We start from the raw sequence: 16792 nt of genomic DNA, 5'->3' as shown, positions 1-16792 counted from the left end.
GGTGTGGAGTTGACTGGTACTAATAGGCCGAGGGCTTGTCCTCAGTTGCTCGCGTCCACTGTGTTGGTTCTGAAGCCATGAACAGACCAACGGTTGTTCTAAAGTTTCATAGTGTTTCGGTGGTTATAGCGTTAGGGAAACGCCCGGTTACATTCCGAACCCGGAAGCTAAGCCTTTCAGCGCCGATGGTACTGCAGGGGGGACCCTGTGGGAGAGTAGGACGCCGCCGAACTAATTTTGATAAAGCCTCGTTCCCCGAGTTTCGACTCGGGGAACGAGGCTTTTTTGCGTTGGGCTTCAGGAAAGCCCGGGTAGGTACGCTCGGGAGATGCGCTACGACCTGATCATTTTCGATAACGATGGCGTCTTGGTGGACAGTGAGCCGATCTCCAATGAGATCCTCGCCGGCTATCTCACCGAACTGGGCCACCCGACCACGTACGAGGAATCGCTGCGTGACTTCATGGGCGGGTCGGTGCAGCGGGTGCGCGACCTGGTGCTGGAGAAGTCCGGCCGGGCGCTGCCGGCAGCCTTCGAGGAGGACTTCCATGCGCGGGTTTTCGACGCGTTCCGGGAGCGGCTGCAGCCGGTGCCGGGCGTGGAGACCGTTCTGGAGAAGCTGGCCGCGGACGGTGTGCCGTACTGCGTCGGGTCGTCGGGAAGTCATGAGCGGATCCGGGTGGCGCTGACGAAGACCGGGTTGTTCGAGCGGTTCGGCGAGGACCGGCTGTTCTCGTCGCAGGACGTGGCGCGGGGGAAGCCGGCGCCCGACTTGTTTCTGCACGCGGCGCGGGAGATGGGGGTCGCGCCTGGGCGGTGTGCGGTGGTCGAGGACAGCCCGCTGGGTGTACGGGCGGCGGTGGCCGCGGGGATGGACGTGTACGGGTTCACGGCGATGACGCCGGCGGCGAAGCTGGTGGAGGCCGGGGCCACCGCGCTGTTCGTCGATATGGCGGAGCTGCCGCAGTTGTTGCACTAGGGGTGGGTTGCGGGGCGGGGGCCGCATACGTCCTGGGCGGAACTGCTCGTACGGTAGGGCGAATTGGTCGTGTGATCCATCTACCCAGCGGTAGGCCGGAGTTCTAGGCTGGCGCGCCATGACGCCCCCTCAGGTGCCGGGAGCGCGACTGCGGCACGGCCGGGTCGCGCTCGCCCTCAGCTTCTTCGCGCAGGGGGCGGTCTTCGCCCTGCTCGTGACCCGGATACCGGCGATCCAGGTGCGTTACGGCATCTCCGACGGCCTGCTGCCGGTCTTCCTGGCGGCCGTTCCGGTGCTCGCCGGCGTCGGCAGCGTGGGCACCGAGCACCTGGTGAAGCGGGTGCGGCCCAGCGTCGTGCTGCGCGTTGTGCAACCGGTGGTGTGCCTGGCGCTGCCGGCCGTCGGTGCGGGCGGTTCGCTGGCCCAAGTGGCGGTGGCCCTGGGCGCGTTCGGGTTGACGGTGGGCGCCCTGGACGCGTCGATGAACATGCTGGGGGTGAGCCTCCAGCGGGCCTACGGGCGCAGCATCATGCTCGGTTTCCACGCCGCGTACAGCCTGGGCGGGATCGCCGGGGCGTCGTTGGCGTGGGCGGGCGCACACTGGGAGCTGTCGCTGGTGCTGCTGTACGGGCCGGTGGTGGCGGTCGTCGTTCCGCTGGTGCTGATCGCCGGCCGGTGGTTCGTGGACGGCGACGAGCGGGGTGCGTCCGAGGGTGGGGCGGGGGCCGCGACTCCGGTGGCCATGCGGCTGCTGTTGCCGCTGTGTCTGGTGATGGCGTTTGCGTACATCGGGGATTCGACGGTCTCCAACTGGAGCGCGAAGTATCTGAAGGACGTCCTGGGCAGCTCGGAGCAGCTGTCGACGGTCCCGTACAACGTCTACATGGTGATGACGCTGCTCGGGCGGACCGTCGGCGACCTGGGCGTGCAGCGCTTCGGGCCGGTGGCGGTGGTGCGGACCGGGACGGTGGTGGCGGCGGCAGGTTTCGCGGTGGTGGCGGTGGCGCCGGGGGCCTGGGCGGGGATGGCGGGGTTCGTCCTGCTGGGGCTCGGGCTGTGTGTCGTCGTACCGCAGACGTTCGCGGCGGCCGGGCGGCAGGCCGTCGAGCGACGCGGCCCCGGCGCTTCGGATCCGACCATCGCGCGACTGAACATCTTCAACTATGTGGGGTTTCTGGTCGGTTCTCCGTTGGTGGGGGCGATCGGGGACGCCTGGAGCTATCGCGGAGCGATGCTCGTACCGATGGCGCTGGTCCTGGTGACGTTGGTGTACGCCCGCTCGTTCGGGTCGTCTCCGGACCGATACGGTGACGACCATGAGCGGCCGCGCACAGCTGATGTGGGACGAGGCAGTAACGGGCTATGACTTCGGGCCGGGGCATCCGATGGATCCCGTCCGGCTCGCCCTGACGATGCGTCTGGTGGAGGCGTTCGGGCTCCATCGCGGGCCGCTGGAGGTGGTGGCCGCCAAACCGGCCGGTGATTCCACTCTGGGGCTGGTGCACCGGGCGGACTACATCGAGGCGGTCCGGCGGGCGTCCGCCGACCCGGCGTCCGCGGACCTGGACTACGGGCTGGGCACCGAGGACGACCCGGCGTTCCCGCGGATGCACGAGGCGTCGGCGCTGATCGCCGGGCAGTCGGTGGGCGCCGCGGAGGCCGTCTGGCGCGGGGAGGCGTCGCACGCGGTGAACTTCGCCGGCGGGCTGCACCATGCGATGCCCGGTGGCGCGTCGGGTTTCTGCGTCTACAACGACGCGGCGCTGGCGGTCGCCCGGCTGCTGGAGTTGGGGGCCGAACGCGTGGCGTACGTGGATGTGGACGTGCACCACGGCGACGGCGTCCAGGCGGCGTTCTGGGAGGACCCGCGGGTACTGACGATCTCGCTGCACGAGCATCCGCAGACGCTGTTCCCGCAGACCGGCTGGCCGGAGGAGACCGGCGGCGAGGGCGCGGCGGGCAGCGCGGTGAATGTGGCGCTGCCGGCCGGGACCGGCGACGCGGGCTGGCTGCGGGCCTTCCACGCGGTGGTGCCGGAGCTGCTGGCCGCGTTCCGTCCCCAGGCTCTGGTCACCCAGCACGGCGCCGACACCCATTTCGAGGATCCGCTCGCGCATCTCGCGGTGAGCCTGGACGCGCAGCGGGCGGTGGCCGAGTCCTGCCACGCCCTGGCGCACGAACACGCGGAGGGGCGCTGGGTCGCGCTCGGGGGCGGCGGGTACGCGGTGGTGGAGGTGGTGCCGCGCAGCTGGACGCATCTGGCGGCGATCGCCGGGCACCGGCCGATCGATCCGACGTCGCGGGTGCCGGAGGAGTGGCGGCACGAAGTGTTCCGCAGGACACGGCAGTTGGCGCCGCAGCGGATGACGGACGGGCGGACGCCACAGTGGCGGGACTTCGCCGAGGGCGGCTACGACCCGGCCGACCGGCTCGACCAGGCGGTGCTGGCCACCCGGAGGGCGGTGTTCCCGGCGCACGGGCTGCTGCCTTGAGGGGGCGGGGGTGCCGTAGGGGGTGGGCGAACAGAACCCGTAGGGGGTGCGAGGGCCCCCTGCGGGGCCACAACGCGCGGCGGGCGGGGGGTATTCCGGGGCGTGGCGCGGGCGGGGGAGGATCCGGGCTGCCGGCCGGGCCTGGCCGGGGAGGTGTTCCGGCGGGGCGGGGGAGGGAGCCCAGCCGCCGGCCGGGCCTGGCCGGGGGAGGTGTTCCGGCGGGGCAGCTGAGAGGCGTTCGCGCCGTAGATGTCGCGCCGGGGGCAGGAGGGGCCCGAACCCGGCGGCCGCTTCTCGGGGCTGGCCCGGATGTGTGACTACCCGTCGGTTGGGGCACCGGGCGGGCGGTCGGCGGGTGAGCATGGGGCGTGTGTGGGGCATCGGGGAACTGCGGGGGCATCTGATCGAGGCGGGGCTCGCGGGGACGATCGCGACCACGCGGGAGCAGAGTCTGCGGCGCTACCGGCTCTTCGCGGCGCGTGACCCGCGGGTGTTGCTGGGGCTGGACCCCGAGCGGGACTGGTCCTTCGGTGATGTCCTGGGGCTGATGGGGCAGAAGTGCGGGGTTTCGGCCGATCCCACGCACACTTCCGGTCTGGATGTGATCGACCCCGACCGGACGATCGCCGCCTTGGACGCCTTCGCCGGCCGGCTCGCCGCGGCGGCCGGCCGGCGGGCGCCGGTGCTGCTCGGCACCGGCCATCCGCACCGGCTGCTGGACTTCTACGCCGCCCTCGCAGACGCCCTCTCGTCGGCGGGCTGCCCCGTCCTCACCTCGGCGTATGGCCACCGTGTCGACATGGCGACCCGGTTCGGCGTACGCACCCGGGTCCTCGACTACGTACGGGGAGTCGCGCTGATGCGCGAGCCCGGCGTGCGGGGCGCACCTTCCGAGGGGGGCGTGCACACCCATTCACCGCTCCCGGTGCGGGCCGTTCTGGAGGCCGCCGCGAGGTCCGCGGGGCCGCTTCCGGAGCTGGTCGTCGGGGACCATGGATGGGTCTGCGGAGCAGGTCAGCTGGGCATCGAGGCGATCGGGCTGGCCGACTCCGACGACCCGGCGCCGTTCGTCGGACAGGCCGAGGGACGGCTGTCCGCGGTGGTGCCGCTCGACGATGCCGTGCGGTCCGCTCACTACCGCCCCCTGGTGCACTATGTCCTGAATAGGGCAAGGTTGTCCCGATAGGCGGTCGTTAGCTGCTCCTCTTCCCCACTCGCATCACCCGCCCCTAATCTGGGGAGTGAACGCATGGCGACGAAGAGTCACCGGAGGGGAAGCCGGTGCCCGTCTTATGCGGAAGGTGCAGGTGTGTGATGGCTGCGGACCAGAGGCCGTTGAACGAAGTTGTGTTTCTGACAGTGGCGGAGGTTGCCACGGTGATGCGGGTGTCGAAGATGACCGTGTACCGCCTGGTGCACAGCGGTCATCTGCCCGCGATCCGCGTGGGCCGGTCGTTCCGGGTGCCGGAGCAGGCGGTCCACGACTATCTCCGTGAGTCGTATGTGGGGGTGGAGTCGGCCTGACCGCTCGTTCGGCGACCCTCGGATTACGCGGTACGGCCGGCGCCGGGTACCCTGGCCCGATGTAGGTAGTGTGGGCTCGGACGCCCCGCACCGAGTGATACGAAGTGAGCGAGGGTAGTCGTGGGCTCTGTTATCAAGAAGCGGCGCAAGCGGATGGCGAAGAAGAAGCACCGCAAGCTGCTCAAGCGCACCCGTGTGCAGCGTCGTAACAAGAAGTAAGCGACGCTGATCGCGATTTCGCGGCCCCTCACCGCCCTGGGCGGTGAGGGGCCGTGGTGCTTTTGTGGGCCGTATGGACGGTGGTCGTACGCAAATGTCGTTATGGGCATCGTGCGGTCATCGTCGTGCAACACCGACCCGATAGCGTGAGCCGCACAGCTCGGCGCAGGTGGCAGCCGCTGCGGGAAGGAGAGCCGATCTTGGGCAACGTCGTGCTCGTCACGGGCGTCGCACGGCAGCTGGGGGGCCGGTTCGTCCGCCGGATCCAGCGCGATCCCGACGTCGACCGGGTGATCGGGGTCGATGCCGTGGTACCGGAGCACCCGCTCGGCGGGGCCGAATTCCTCAAGGCCGACATCCGGCATCCGGCGATCGCCCGGGTCCTGGCCGAGACGGGGGCCGACACCGTCGTCCACATGGACATCAACGGCACACCGCTGGGCAGCCGGGGCGGCCGGACCACGGTCAAGGAGACCAACGTCATCGGCACCATGCAGCTGCTCGGCGCCTGCCAGAAGGCCCCGAACGTCCAGCGCGTGATCATCAAGTCCAGCACCAGCGTCTACGGCTCCGCGCCCCGCGACCCGGCCGTGTTCACCGAGAACACCCCGCCCAAGTCGCTGCCCAGCGGCGGCTTCGCGAAGGACACCGTCGAGGTCGAGGGATACGTCCGCGGCTTCGCCCGGCGCCGCCCCGACGTGGCGGTCTGTGTGCTGCGCTTCGCCAACATCCTCGGACCGTGCGCGGACTCCCCGCTCGCCGAGTACTTCGCGCTGCCCGTCCTGCCCACCGTCCTCGGCTACGACCCGCGGCTGCAGTTCGTCCACGAGGACGACGCGATCGACGTGCTGCGGATCGCCGCCGCCGCGCCGCGCCGCGGCACCCTCAACAGCGGCACGTTCAACATCGCAGGTGACGGCGTCCTGCTGCTCTCACAGGTCTCCCGGCGCCTGGGACGGCCCACGCTGCCGCTCTTCCTGCCCACCGTGACCTGGGCCGGCACCGTCCTGCGGTCCCTCGGCATCACCGACTTCTCCCCCGAGCAGATCCGGATGCTGACGCACGGTCGGGTCGTCGAGACCACGCAGATGCGCGAGACACTGGGCTTCCACCCCCGGTACACCACGGCGGAGACCTTCGAGGAATTCGCCCGCAGCCGCGGCCCGGGGCTGCTGCCGCCCGAGTCGCTCGCCCGCACCGTAGACCGGCTCGCCGGCGTGCTGTCCGCGCGCCGCGGCCCGAGCCAGTGAGGAGTTCACCCACGATGGCGGACGCCAAGGTCATTCCCTTCGGCGAGGAGCCGCGGGCGCGCCGCAAGGCCCGGCGGACCGCGCGGGCCACCGCGCTGGCGCCCGTCCCGGAGGCCCGCACCGAGCCGGAGCCGGCGCCCGCCCCACGGCCGGCCGGCGGCCGGACCCTGGACGAGCGGATCGCGGGCGGGCTGGCCTTCCTGCGCCGGCGGATCACCGGCGACTACGAGGTCGACGACTTCGGCTACGACAAGGAACTGACCGACCAGGTCCTGATGTCGCTGCTGCGGCCGCTCTACGACAAGTACTTCCGGGTCGAGGTGAAGGGGATGGAGCACATCCCCGCGGACGGTGGCGCGCTGATCGTCGCCAACCACTCCGGAACGCTCCCGCTGGACGGCCTGATGCTCCAGGTCGCGGTGCACGACAATCACCCGGCACAGCGCCATCTGCGGCTGCTGGCGGCCGACTTGGTGTTCGTCCTGCCGGTGATGAACGAGCTGGCCCGCAAGGCCGGGCACACCCTGGCCTGTGCGGAGGACGCCCAGCGGCTGCTGGAGCGCGGGGAGATCGTCGGGGTGATGCCGGAGGGCTTCAAGGGCATCGGGAAGCCGTTCGCGGACCGCTACAAGCTCCAGCGCTTCGGGCGGGGCGGCTTCGTCTCCACGGCGCTCAGGGCCGGGGTGCCGATCGTGCCGTGCTCGATCGTGGGCGCGGAGGAGATCTACCCGATGATCGGGAACGCCAAGACCCTGGCGCGGGTGCTGGGGCTGCCGTACTTCCCGGTCACGCCGACCTTCCCGTGGCTGGGCCCGCTCGGTGCGGTGCCGCTGCCGACGAAGTGGACGATCCAGTTCGGCGAGCCCATTTCCACCGACGGCTATCCGGCGGAGGCGGCGGACGACCCGATGCTGATGTTCAACCTGACCGACCAGGTCCGGGAGACCATCCAGCACACCCTCTACAAGCTGCTCGTGCAGCGGCGCTCGGTGTTCTTCTGAGGGAGTGGCGGAAGAACACCGAGCGCCGGGAGGCTGCCGCGCCGGCCGCCGCGGGGCCGCGCGGCGCGGGCGGGCCGGCTACTTGGACAGGTTGTCGCCGTCGATGCCCAGGTCGGGCAGGAGCCCGGGCAGCAGCGGCGGCAGGGTGACGTCGGGGTGGCCGCTGCGGTCCTTGCCGTGGCTGCCGTCGTGCGGTGAGGCGCTGCCCTTGCCGGGCGAGCCGAGCAGCCCGCCCGTGCCGCCGCCGAGCAGCCCGTCCTGCTCCTGGGACGGCGAGGCCGAGGGACGTGGGGCGTGCCGGCCCGTGCCGTGGGAGCCGGACGTGGACTCGCTGCCGGCCGGGGACGGGCGGCCGGCGTCGCCGGTGGCGCCCCTGTCGGCGGGTGTGTCGCGGTGGTGGCTGTGGCCGTCCGGGCCCGAGGGGAGCAGCGAGCGCAGCGGGCCGACCTCGTCGTCTATGGCGGCGAAGACCGAACTGACCTCGTCGCGGACGTCGGTGAGCTGCACCGGGAGTCGGTCGCGCAGCTGTGTCCAGCTGGTGCGGTGCGTCTTGGCGAAGGAGTTCAGCGCCTGGATGGGGCCGAGGGAGCCGTCGCGTTCGTAAGCGGCGTGCAGCAGGCGGTGGCCCTCGCCCGCGTCGTGCCGGACGCCGGCCAGCGCCCGGCGGACCTCGGAGAGCGACTCGTGGTCGAGCTGTGCGGAGCGGCCGCGCTCCATCAGGCGACGGGCCTCCATCATGCGGGTCGACGCCTGGTCCAGATAGAGCTGGCCGCGGTCGGAGTCGTCGCCGGCCATGGTGAGCCGGAGGTCCTCCATGCCGCGCTTGAGGCCGTAGAGGGAGTCGCCGGGGAGGGCGTCGGTGCTGGCCGCGGCGACGCCGGTGAACGCGCCGGCGGCGACGCCGACCGTCAGGCCGCCCGCCGCCAGCCCCTTGGAGAGGCGGGAGTGCGGGCGCAGCCGGCCGAGCGGTTTCCCTGCCCGGTGGCCGCCTCTGGCCTCGCGTTGCTCGGGCACCCGGGTGTCGCCGGACGTGGCGCCTTCGGCGAAGGCGGCCTCCATCGCGGCGATGAGCTGGGCACGCTGGACGGTCTTGACCTCGGTGGCCATCTCCGGCCTCGGGAGCTCCCCGAGGCCGTCGGCGACCGCCAACAGCCGTGCGTCGACCGGCGCTTGTGCTGCGCTGTCGACCTGGTCCTCGGTCGCCGCGCCCCTGAGCTCCTGCTCCTCCAGGGCCTGGGCGAAGGCGTTGGCCCGCCGGTGCACCGAAACATTCGTGATCACGGGCGGCACCTCCTCTCGTCATCCCGCTCGACTCCCCGGACTGGCATTGACTATCCAGACGGGCCGGATGGTTGCACGCCGCTGTCCGTGGCCACTCGAACGAGTGAGACGCAGCGGACATGGCGTGACCGCGTGGAGCCTGCATCCCGGACAACGAGCGGCGCGGCACTCGGGTTACGCACTCACGATGATCTGACCGTTCGGGCATGCCAGGTCACCAAAGGTGAGCGGCTGACGGGGTGTTGGGGATGGCGGGCGGCGAGCGGTGGCCGTCAGCGGGCGTCTTCGGGGAGGAGCCGCGCCAGGGTGCGGACGGCCCGGTACTGGAGGGTCTTGATGGCGCCCTCGTTCTTGCCCATGACGCGGGCGGTCTCGGCGACCGAGAGGCCCTGGAGGAAGCGAAGGGTGACGCATTCCTGCTGCTGGGGGTTGAGCTTGCGGACCGCCTCCAACAGGGCGGCGTTGGAGAGGGATTCGAGGACCGAGTCCTCGGGGCTGCGCTCGACCTCGTTGGCGTCGAGCATCTCTCCGGTGGTGACTTCCAGGCGGAAGCGGGAGGACTTGAAGTGGTCGGCGACGAGGTTGCGGGCGATGGTCACCAGCCAGGCGCCGAAGTCGCGGCCCTGCCAGGTGAAGGTGCCGATGCGGCGCAGCGCGCGGAGGAAGGTCTCGCTCGTGAGGTCCTCGGCCGTGGCCCGGCCGCCCACGCGGTAGTAGATGTAGCGGTAGACGGTGTCGGCGTACTGGTCGTAGAGACGGCCGAAGGCGTCGGCCTCGCCGGCTTGGGCGCGTTCGACGAGGTCCATCATGCGACGGCTGTCGCTGTCCGCGGGGCGCCGTGCGGTGGTGGTGCCGGTGCCCGCGCGGCGGCTTCTGCCGGCGGGGGCGGCCTTGCCGACCGCAGCGCTCCCGTCGGCCAGCGCGTAGCAGGGGCCGGTGGGCACGGCTGTGGCGAATGCGGGGACGGCGTACGCGGTGGGGACAAAACTGCGCAGGTGGTCGACGAGTGTCGTACGCAGCGTAGCCAGGCCCGAGGCGTCAACCCCGACGTGTGGGTACACGGGACTCCCAGAGGCAGAGCTTCCATCACGTGCAGTGCGGGACCGTTCACTCGTCGTAGGGACGTGTGGGTTCCGGAATGCGTCTGAGGAGAATAACGCTTCGTACAGGCAGCGCTACACCCAGTTGCTCAAATCATCGATTACTTACGGTCCGTGTCCGGTTGGTGGCGGATCAAGTATCGAATATTGAGCAAGTATTGATCGGAAGGGAGCGCAATCTGCCTGGTTGAAGGGCGTGTTGTGGTTAACCGGCAGGAAAGGGACTGACGGGGCGGCGGTGGGGGTAGGGAGTGCGGTTGGTCCGGCGGCGCGCGCGGTGATCAGGGACGGTCAGCGGCGGCGGCGCTGGAGGGCGGCGGCGGCCGCCGCGCCACCGGCGAGCGCGCCCACGCCGGCGGCCGCCGGGATGCCGATCCGGACGGCCTTGCGCCCGGTGCGGTAGTCGCGCACCCGCCAGCCGTGCTCCCGGGCGTGCTTGTGCAGCCGGGTGTCGGGGTTGATCGCGTAGGGGTGGCCGACGAGCGAGAGCATCGGGATGTCGTTGGCCGAGTCGCTGTAGGCGGCGCAGTGCGAGAGGTCCAGGCCCTCGGCGGCGGCCAGTGCGCGCACCGCCTCGGCCTTCGCCGGGCCGTGCAGCGGCTCGCCCACCAGCTTGCCGGTGTAGACCCCGCCGACGGACTCGGCGACCGTGCCGAGGGCGCCGGTCAGGCCCAGCCGGCGGGCGATGATCGTCGCGGTCTCGATGGGCGCGGCGGTCACCAGCCAGACCTTCTGGCCGGCGTCGAGGTGGGCCTGGGCCAGCGCGCGGGTGCCGGGCCAGACGCGCTCGGCCATGTACTCGTCGTAGATCTCCTCGCCGATGGCCATGAGCTCGGCGACGCGGTGGCCCTGGACGATGGACAGGGCGCTGTTGCGGACGTCGGCCATGTGCTCGGGGTTCTCCGAGCCGGCCAGCCGGAAGTAGATCTGCTGCCAGGCGAAGCGGGCCAGGTCGCGCTTGTGGAAGAAGTGCCGCTTGTACAGGCCGCGGCCGAAGTGGAAGAGGGCGGCGCCCTGCATGACGGTGTTGTCGAGGTCGAAGAAGGCCGCCGCGCTGGCGTCGCCGGCGACCGGGAACTCCGGCTCGGCGGGGGCCTCGGTGGGCGGCGCCTCCTGCGAGGACTTCCGGGCGGCCTCGGCCGCGGCCTCGCCGGCCAGCACGCTGCGCGCCGTGGCGGGTCGTCTGCGGCGGGGGAACCACCCGGTGGGGAAGAGTGCCCCGGCGGGGCTCCGGTCGGGGCGGTGAGCGGGCGACGGGCGGGCCATGCGGCTAGCGTAGCCAGTTTGTTCGGTGCAGCCGGTTACGGGCGCGTGTCAGGAAGCACCGGGGAGGCCGACGGCTGCGTTACGGCGCAGTGTTACGGCCAACCGGGGAGTGGCCGGCGGGGGCGCCGCACAGGGGCGGCGGGGCTCAGGCGCCCAGTGCGGTGCGCAGGCGCACGGGGTCGACCCGCCAGAAGTCGTGCTGGGCGCCGTCCACGAGAACGACCGGAATCTGCTCCCAGTACTTGCGGTGCAGCTCGGCGTCCTCGGTGATGTCCTTCTTCTCCCAGGAGGCGCCGGTCTCCGCGCAGACCTTCTCGATCACCGCCTGCGCGTCGTCGCAGAGGTGGCAGCCCGGCTTCCCGATGAGGGTGACCGTCCGGTCGGCGGGGTTCTTGCGGGGGGCGCGGCTGAACAAGGGGGCCATGGGGCCATTGTGCCGGTTCGCGGGGAGCCCGGGGCGGATGGTTTCGCTTACCATCGATGGGCGATTTGTAGGTTTCCGGGGGCGTGGCGATGAGGAGTGAGGACGCGTGCTCCCGTCGGCGCTGCCCCGGATGGCCGGTGACGCGAGTGAACGGTGTGGCGTGGGAGTTGGTTCCGCGGACCCCCGTAAAAGCTGCGTGAGCCCTGTCACTTTGGCCGGACAAACCGGACACCATCTTTGTGCACGCGTTCACAAAGACATAGCCTGCACTGGACGGGGCGGTCGGGTTCCAGACGACCGTCCACAGCCCCGCTCTACCCGCAGGAGCACCGTGGCAACTGGCCGAACTCACCGACCGGCGACCCGAAGCCGAGGCATCCCCGAGGCCACCGTCGCCCGGCTACCGCTGTATCTGCGCGCCCTGACCGCGCTCTCGGAGCGCTCGGTCCCCACGGTGTCCTCCGAGGAGCTCGCGGCCGCGGCCGGCGTGAATTCCGCGAAGCTGCGCAAGGACTTCTCCTACCTCGGCTCCTACGGGACCCGCGGCGTCGGCTACGACGTGGAGTACCTCGTCTACCAGATCTCGCGGGAGCTCGGCCTCACCCAGGACTGGCCCGTCGTGATCGTCGGTATCGGTAACCTCGGCGCCGCGCTCGCCAACTACGGCGGCTTCGCCTCCCGCGGCTTCCGGGTCGCGGCGCTGATCGACGCCGACCCGGCCATGGCGGGCAAGCCGGTCGCCGGCATCCCGGTCCAGCACACCGACGAGCTGGAGCAGATCATCCGGGACAACGGTGTCTCGATCGGCGTCATCGCCACGCCGGCCGGCGCCGCCCAGCAGGTCTGCGACCGCCTGGTCGCCGCCGGTGTCACCTCGATCCTGAACTTCGCGCCGACCGTGCTGACCGTCCCGGACGGGGTGGACGTGCGCAAGGTCGACCTCTCCATAGAGCTGCAGATCCTCGCCTTCCACGAGCAGCGCAAGGCGGGCGAGGAGACCGGCCGGCCCGGCCCGGAGGGCGCCCTGCCGGCGGCGCCGGCCCGGTCCGAGGGTGTCGCGACCGACCGCAAGGGACCTGACGGGGATGTGCCCGCCGTGATGCCGGCATGAGCCTCCTGGTCGTCGGACTGAGTCATCGCAGCGCGCCGGTGAGCGTGCTGGAGCGGGCCGCGCTCGCCCCCGAGGGCCGCGGCAAGCTGCTGCAGGACGTGGTGTCGGCCGAGCCGGCCACCGAGTCCGCGGTGCTCTCCACCTGCAACCGCATCGAGCTCTACGCCGACGTGGACAAGTTCCACGCCGGGGTCGCCGAGCTGTCCACACTCCTGGCCCGCCACAGCGGCGTCGGCCTGGAGGAGCTGACCCCCCATCTCTACGTCCACTACGAGGACCGCGCCGTCCACCACCTCTTCTCGGTGGCCTGCGGCCTGGACTCCATGGTCGTCGGCGAGGGCCAGATCCTCGGCCAGATCAAGGACGCGCTGGCCGTCGCCCAGGACCAGCACACCGCCGGACGGCTGCTCAACGACCTCTTCCAGCAGGCCCTGCGGGTCGGCAAGCGGGCGCACAGCGAGACCGGGATCGACAAGGCCGGCCAGTCGCTGGTCACCTTCGGCCTGGAGCAGCTGGCCGGCGGCGCGGACGTCGCCGGCTGGGCGCGCGGCCGGCGGGCGCTGGTGATCGGCGCCGGCTCGATGTCGTCGCTGGCCGCCACCACCCTCGTCCGCAACGGCGTCGGTGAACTGGCCGTCGCCAACCGCACGGTGGCCCGCGCCGAGCGGCTCGTGCAGATCCTCACCGAGCCCGGCGGGCCGGGCGCGGCCGGCGGGCTGACCGCCCGCGCCGTCGCCATGGACGCCGTCGCGGCCGAGCTGGCCCGCGCCGAGATCGTCATCTCCTGTACGGGCGCGGCCGGGCTGCTGCTGACCGGTGAGCAGATCGCGGCGGCGCTCGCCGGGCGCGCCGACCGGATGTGGCTGCTCGACCTGGCCATGCCGCGCGACATCGACGCCGCGGCGCACCGGATCGACGGCGCCCGCCTGGTCGACATCGAGTCGCTGGCCGACGCCTCCGCCACGGTGTCCGACCAGCCGACCGCGTCGGCGGGCCCGATGGCCGCCGACGTGGACAAGGTGCGCGGCATCGTCGCCGACGAGGTCGCCGCGTTCGGCGCCGCCCAGCGGGCCGCGCACATCACGCCCACCGTCGTCGCCCTGCGCACCATGGCCGCGGACGTCGTCAGCAGCGAGATCGCCCGGCTGGAGGGCCGCCTCCCCGACCTCGACGACAAGCAGCGGGCGGAGATCACCCAGGCCGTCCGGCGGGTCGTCGACAAGCTCCTGCACGCGCCGACGGTGCGGGTCAAGCAGCTCGCCAGCGAGCCCGGCGGTGCCGGATACGCGGACGCCCTGCGGGAGCTCTTCGACCTCGACCCGCAGACGGTCGCCGCCGTCAGCCGGGCCGACCAGCACGACGCAGCACAGGAGCGGTCATGACCGACAGCACGAGGAGCCCCCTGCGGCTGGGCACCCGGCGCAGCAGGCTCGCCATGGCCCAGTCCGGGCAGGTGGCCGAGGCGGTGCGCGAGCTGACCGGCCGCCCCGTCGAACTGGTGGAGATCACCACCTACGGCGACACCTCCCGGGCCCATCTGGCGCAGATCGGCGGCACCGGCGTCTTCGTCTCGGCGCTGCGCGACGCGCTGCTGGCCGGCGAGATCGACTTCGCCGTCCACTCGCTGAAGGACCTGCCGACCGCGCAGCCCGCCGAACTGGCCCTGGCGGCCGTGCCGGTGCGCGTGGATCCCCGGGACGCGCTGATCGCGCGGGACGGCCTCACCTTCGAGGAGCTGCCCGACGGCGCCCGCGTGGGCACCGGCTCGCCCCGGCGGATGGCGCAGCTCAACGCCTGGGCCAGGGCGCTGGGCCGGCGCATCGAGACCGTCCCGGTGCGCGGCAACGTCGACACCCGGATCGGTTTCGTCGAGAACGGCGAGCTGGACGCGGTCGTGCTGGCCGCCGCCGGCCTCACCCGGATCGGCCGCATCGACGAGGCGACGCAGCTGCTGTCGCCCGACGTGGTTTTGCCCGCCCCCGGCCAGGGGGCACTGGCGATCGAGTGTGTCGCGGCGAACGCGCCCCTCGTCGCCGCGCTCGGCGCGCTCGACGACCCGGTCACCCGGGCCGCCGTGACCGCCGAGCGTTCCCTGCTCGCCGCCCTGGAGGCCGGCTGCTCCGCCCCCGTGGCAGCGCTCGCCGACGTCCAGGCTGACGAGCAGGCTGTCACCGAAATGCACCTGCGCGGAGTCGTCGGCACGCTCGACGGCACGACGCTGGTGCAGCTGTCCACCACCGGGCACGTACCTGCCTCTCTTGACGACGAGTCGGTCCCGCTTCGCATGGGCCGGGAACTCGCCGCCGAGATGCTCGCAAAGGGTGCGGCCGGTCTTATGGGGGAGCGAGCACTTTGAACCCCACCGCCCCAAACCACTCCGCCTCCGGTCAGGTCACCTTCCTCGGTGCCGGGCCGGGAGACCCGGGCCTGCTGACGCTGCGCGCCGTGGAGGCGCTGGCCTCCGCGGACGTCCTCGTCGCCGATCCGCAGGTCCTGGACGTCGTGCGTGTGCATGCACGTGCGCAGGTGGACGTTCCGCTGCAGGCGTCAGCTGACGAGGCGTCAATCCCCGGCAGCCCCAGTGGCGTTTCCGCTCTTCGGGACACCGCCAATCTTGTCATGGCGGCCGCCCGCGCGGGCAGGCGGGTCGTCCGTGCGGTGACCGGCGACCCCGGCCTCGACGGCAATGTCGCCGAGGAGATGCTGGCGTGCGCCGCCGAGGGCATCGTCTTCGAGGTCGTCCCCGGCATCGCCGCCGCGGTCGGCGTGCCCGCGTACGCCGGTGTGCCGCTGCGCGACGCCCAGGGCACCGACGTGCGCTTCGTCGACGCCCGCAGCGCCGACGACCGCTGCTGGTCCGAGCTGGGCACCAGCGACGCCACCGCGGTGGTCTCCACCACGCTGGACTCGGTGGCCGCGGCCGCCGGCGAGCTGGTGGCGGCCGGCCGCAAGCCGGACACCCCGATGACGGTCACGGTCGCCGGCACCACCACCCGGCAGCGCACCTGGACGGCCACCCTCGGCAGCGTCGCCCAGGTGCTCAAGGCCGCCAAGGTGCTGCCGTCGCCGGACGGCGGGCAGCCGGTCATAGCCGTGGTCGGTGAGCGCGGCGCCACGGCGCAGCGGGACCAGCTCTCGTGGTTCGAGAACAAGCCGCTGTTCGGCTGGCGGGTGCTGGTGCCGCGGACCAAGGAGCAGGCCGCGTCGCTCTCCGACCAGCTGGTCTCCTACGGTGCGGTGCCGCACGAGGTCCCGACCATCGCCGTCGAGCCGCCGCGCACCCCGCAGCAGATGGAGCGCGCGGTCAAGGGCCTGGTCACCGGCCGCTACGAGTGGATCGCCTTCACCTCGGTCAACGCCGTCAAGGCGGTCCGGGAGAAGTTCGAGGAGTACGGGCTGGACGCCCGGGCGTTCGCCGGGATCAAGGTCGCGGCGGTCGGCGAGCAGACCGCCAAGGCGCTGATCGCCTTCGGCGTGAAGCCCGACCTGGTGCCGTCCGGTGAGCAGTCCGCGGCCGGCCTGCTGGAGGACTGGCCGCCCTACGACCCGGTCTTCGACCCGATCGACCGGGTGTTCCTGCCGCGCGCCGACATCGCCACCGAGACCCTGGTCGCCGGGCTGATCGAGCTGGGCTGGGAGGTCGACGACGTCACCGCCTACCGGACCGTGCGCGCCTCGCCGCCGCCGGCCGAGACCCGCGAGGCGATCAAGGGCGGCGGCTTCGACGCGGTGCTCTTCACCTCGTCCTCGACCGTGCGGAACCTCGTCGGCATCGCCGGCAAGCCGCACAACGTGACGGTGATCGCCTGCATCGGTCCGGCCACCGCCAAGACCGCCGAGGAGCACGGGCTGCGGGTGGACGTGATGTCGCCGGAGCCGTCGGTGCACAAACTGGCCGAGGCGCTGGCGGAGTTCGGCGCGGCGCGGCGCGACGCCGCGCTGGAAGCCGGCGACCCGGTGACCCGGCCCAGCGAGCGCCGGCCGGGCTCGCGCCGGCGGGCCCGCAGCTGAGCTCGCAGGACGCAAGGCCGTGAAGGGCGCCTCCGTGCGGGGCGCCCTTCCGCATGTGCGGGCCGCCCGCCGCGGGCCCGGCCGGCCGACGCCGCGTCGGCAAAGGCGGGCCCGGGGCGGGCGTAGCGTGGACG

Annotated in this window: 16 protein-coding genes and 1 rRNA gene; 13 read left to right on the top strand and 4 right to left on the bottom strand. The window is 72.0% G+C overall.

The window, feature by feature from the left end; genetic code table 11:
• The first annotated feature begins 115 nt into the window (after window positions 1-115).
• From rrf to B073_RS0131395, 9 genes are all read left to right on the top strand, one after another.
• Window positions 116-232: ribosomal RNA gene (rrf, locus tag B073_RS0131435) — 5S ribosomal RNA — on the top strand.
• 96 nt (window positions 233-328) lie between these two features.
• The gene (locus B073_RS0131430) at window positions 329-979 is read left to right on the top strand and encodes an HAD family hydrolase (protein ID WP_018542054.1); all 651 of its coding nucleotides are present in this window, start codon (window positions 329-331) and stop codon (window positions 977-979) included.
• A 118-nt stretch (window positions 980-1097) separates the two neighbouring features.
• The gene (locus B073_RS0131425; RefSeq protein ID WP_026247904.1) at window positions 1098-2345 is read left to right on the top strand and encodes an MFS transporter; all 1248 of its coding nucleotides are present in this window, start codon (window positions 1098-1100) and stop codon (window positions 2343-2345) included.
• Window positions 2296-3471, top strand: a complete 1176-nt coding sequence (locus B073_RS0131420) for an acetoin utilization protein AcuC (RefSeq protein ID WP_018542052.1) — start codon at window positions 2296-2298, stop codon at window positions 3469-3471. Before B073_RS0131425 ends, B073_RS0131420 begins: the two co-directional genes overlap by 50 nt.
• Before the next feature lie 361 nt (window positions 3472-3832).
• Complete coding sequence (locus tag B073_RS0131415) at window positions 3833-4657, top strand: phosphatase (RefSeq protein WP_026247903.1); 825 nt, start codon at window positions 3833-3835, stop codon at window positions 4655-4657.
• Window positions 4658-4785: 128 nt separating this feature from the next.
• Window positions 4786-4995 (top strand): helix-turn-helix domain-containing protein, encoded by a 210-nt coding sequence (locus B073_RS0131410; RefSeq protein WP_014144137.1) that lies wholly within the window; start codon window positions 4786-4788, stop codon window positions 4993-4995.
• A 120-nt stretch (window positions 4996-5115) separates the two neighbouring features.
• Complete coding sequence (locus tag B073_RS44725; RefSeq protein ID WP_003948845.1) at window positions 5116-5214, top strand: 30S ribosomal protein bS22; 99 nt, start codon at window positions 5116-5118, stop codon at window positions 5212-5214.
• Window positions 5215-5414: 200 nt separating this feature from the next.
• Window positions 5415-6464, top strand: a complete 1050-nt coding sequence (locus tag B073_RS0131400) for an NAD-dependent epimerase/dehydratase family protein (protein ID WP_018542049.1) — start codon at window positions 5415-5417, stop codon at window positions 6462-6464.
• Window positions 6465-6478: 14 nt separating this feature from the next.
• Window positions 6479-7465, top strand: a complete 987-nt coding sequence (locus B073_RS0131395) for a lysophospholipid acyltransferase family protein (protein ID WP_018542048.1) — start codon at window positions 6479-6481, stop codon at window positions 7463-7465.
• A gap of 78 nt (window positions 7466-7543) precedes the next feature.
• Here B073_RS0131395 and B073_RS0131390 read toward each other — a convergent pair whose 3' ends face one another.
• From B073_RS0131390 to B073_RS0131375, 4 genes are all read right to left on the bottom strand, one after another.
• Window positions 7544-8746, bottom strand: a complete 1203-nt coding sequence (locus tag B073_RS0131390; protein ID WP_018542047.1) for a DUF5667 domain-containing protein — start codon at window positions 8744-8746, stop codon at window positions 7544-7546.
• A 272-nt stretch (window positions 8747-9018) separates the two neighbouring features.
• Window positions 9019-9807, bottom strand: coding sequence for an ECF subfamily RNA polymerase sigma factor, BldN family (locus tag B073_RS41740; RefSeq protein ID WP_018542046.1), 789 nt, complete (start codon window positions 9805-9807; stop codon window positions 9019-9021).
• Between the two features lie 330 nt (window positions 9808-10137).
• Window positions 10138-11007: an HAD-IB family hydrolase gene (locus tag B073_RS0131380; protein WP_018542045.1), complete on the bottom strand. Its 870-nt coding sequence runs from the start codon at window positions 11005-11007 to the stop codon at window positions 10138-10140.
• A 250-nt stretch (window positions 11008-11257) separates the two neighbouring features.
• The gene (locus B073_RS0131375) at window positions 11258-11536 is read right to left on the bottom strand and encodes a glutaredoxin family protein (RefSeq protein WP_018542044.1); all 279 of its coding nucleotides are present in this window, start codon (window positions 11534-11536) and stop codon (window positions 11258-11260) included.
• A 331-nt stretch (window positions 11537-11867) separates the two neighbouring features.
• Here B073_RS0131375 and B073_RS0131370 point away from each other — a divergent pair, with 331 nt between their 5' ends.
• The 4 genes from B073_RS0131370 to B073_RS0131355 are packed head-to-tail and all read left to right on the top strand — an operon-like array spanning window position 11868 to window position 16658.
• Window positions 11868-12647: a redox-sensing transcriptional repressor Rex gene (locus B073_RS0131370; RefSeq protein ID WP_018542043.1), complete on the top strand. Its 780-nt coding sequence runs from the start codon at window positions 11868-11870 to the stop codon at window positions 12645-12647.
• Entirely contained in the window at window positions 12644-14029 is a 1386-nt protein-coding gene (locus tag B073_RS0131365; protein WP_018542042.1) for a glutamyl-tRNA reductase, read from the top strand. Before B073_RS0131370 ends, B073_RS0131365 begins: the two co-directional genes overlap by 4 nt.
• Window positions 14026-15003: a hydroxymethylbilane synthase gene (gene hemC / locus B073_RS0131360; protein WP_018542041.1), complete on the top strand. Its 978-nt coding sequence runs from the start codon at window positions 14026-14028 to the stop codon at window positions 15001-15003. The genes B073_RS0131365 and hemC overlap by 4 nt, the downstream gene beginning before the upstream one ends.
• Window positions 15000-16658: a uroporphyrinogen-III synthase gene (locus B073_RS0131355; protein WP_018542040.1), complete on the top strand. Its 1659-nt coding sequence runs from the start codon at window positions 15000-15002 to the stop codon at window positions 16656-16658. Before hemC ends, B073_RS0131355 begins: the two co-directional genes overlap by 4 nt.
• Window positions 16659-16792 lie beyond the last annotated feature (134 nt).

The sequence above is a fragment of the Streptomyces sp. MspMP-M5 genome (assembly GCF_000373585.1).
Classification (GTDB): Bacteria; Actinomycetota; Actinomycetes; order Streptomycetales; family Streptomycetaceae; genus Streptomyces.
This window is presented reverse-complemented; position numbering and strand designations above follow the sequence as displayed.

What these genes read in the sequence shown, in the direction of transcription:
- B073_RS0131430 (WP_018542054.1), top strand. Translation starts at nt 329, where the DNA reads ATGCGCTACGACCTGATCATTTTCGATAACGATGGCGTCTTGGTGGAC.
- B073_RS0131425 (WP_026247904.1), top strand. Translation starts at nt 1,098, where the DNA reads ATGACGCCCCCTCAGGTGCCGGGAGCGCGACTGCGGCACGGCCGGGTC.
- B073_RS0131420 (WP_018542052.1), top strand. Translation starts at nt 2,296, where the DNA reads ATGAGCGGCCGCGCACAGCTGATGTGGGACGAGGCAGTAACGGGCTAT.
- B073_RS0131415 (WP_026247903.1), top strand. Translation starts at nt 3,833, where the DNA reads ATGGGGCGTGTGTGGGGCATCGGGGAACTGCGGGGGCATCTGATCGAG.
- B073_RS0131410 (WP_014144137.1), top strand. Translation starts at nt 4,786, where the DNA reads ATGGCTGCGGACCAGAGGCCGTTGAACGAAGTTGTGTTTCTGACAGTG.
- B073_RS0131395 (WP_018542048.1), top strand. Translation starts at nt 6,479, where the DNA reads ATGGCGGACGCCAAGGTCATTCCCTTCGGCGAGGAGCCGCGGGCGCGC.
- B073_RS0131375 (WP_018542044.1), bottom strand. Translation starts at nt 11,536, where the DNA reads ATGGCCCCCTTGTTCAGCCGCGCCCCCCGCAAGAACCCCGCCGACCGG.
- B073_RS0131365 (WP_018542042.1), top strand. Translation starts at nt 12,644, where the DNA reads ATGAGCCTCCTGGTCGTCGGACTGAGTCATCGCAGCGCGCCGGTGAGC.
- hemC (WP_018542041.1), top strand. Translation starts at nt 14,026, where the DNA reads ATGACCGACAGCACGAGGAGCCCCCTGCGGCTGGGCACCCGGCGCAGC.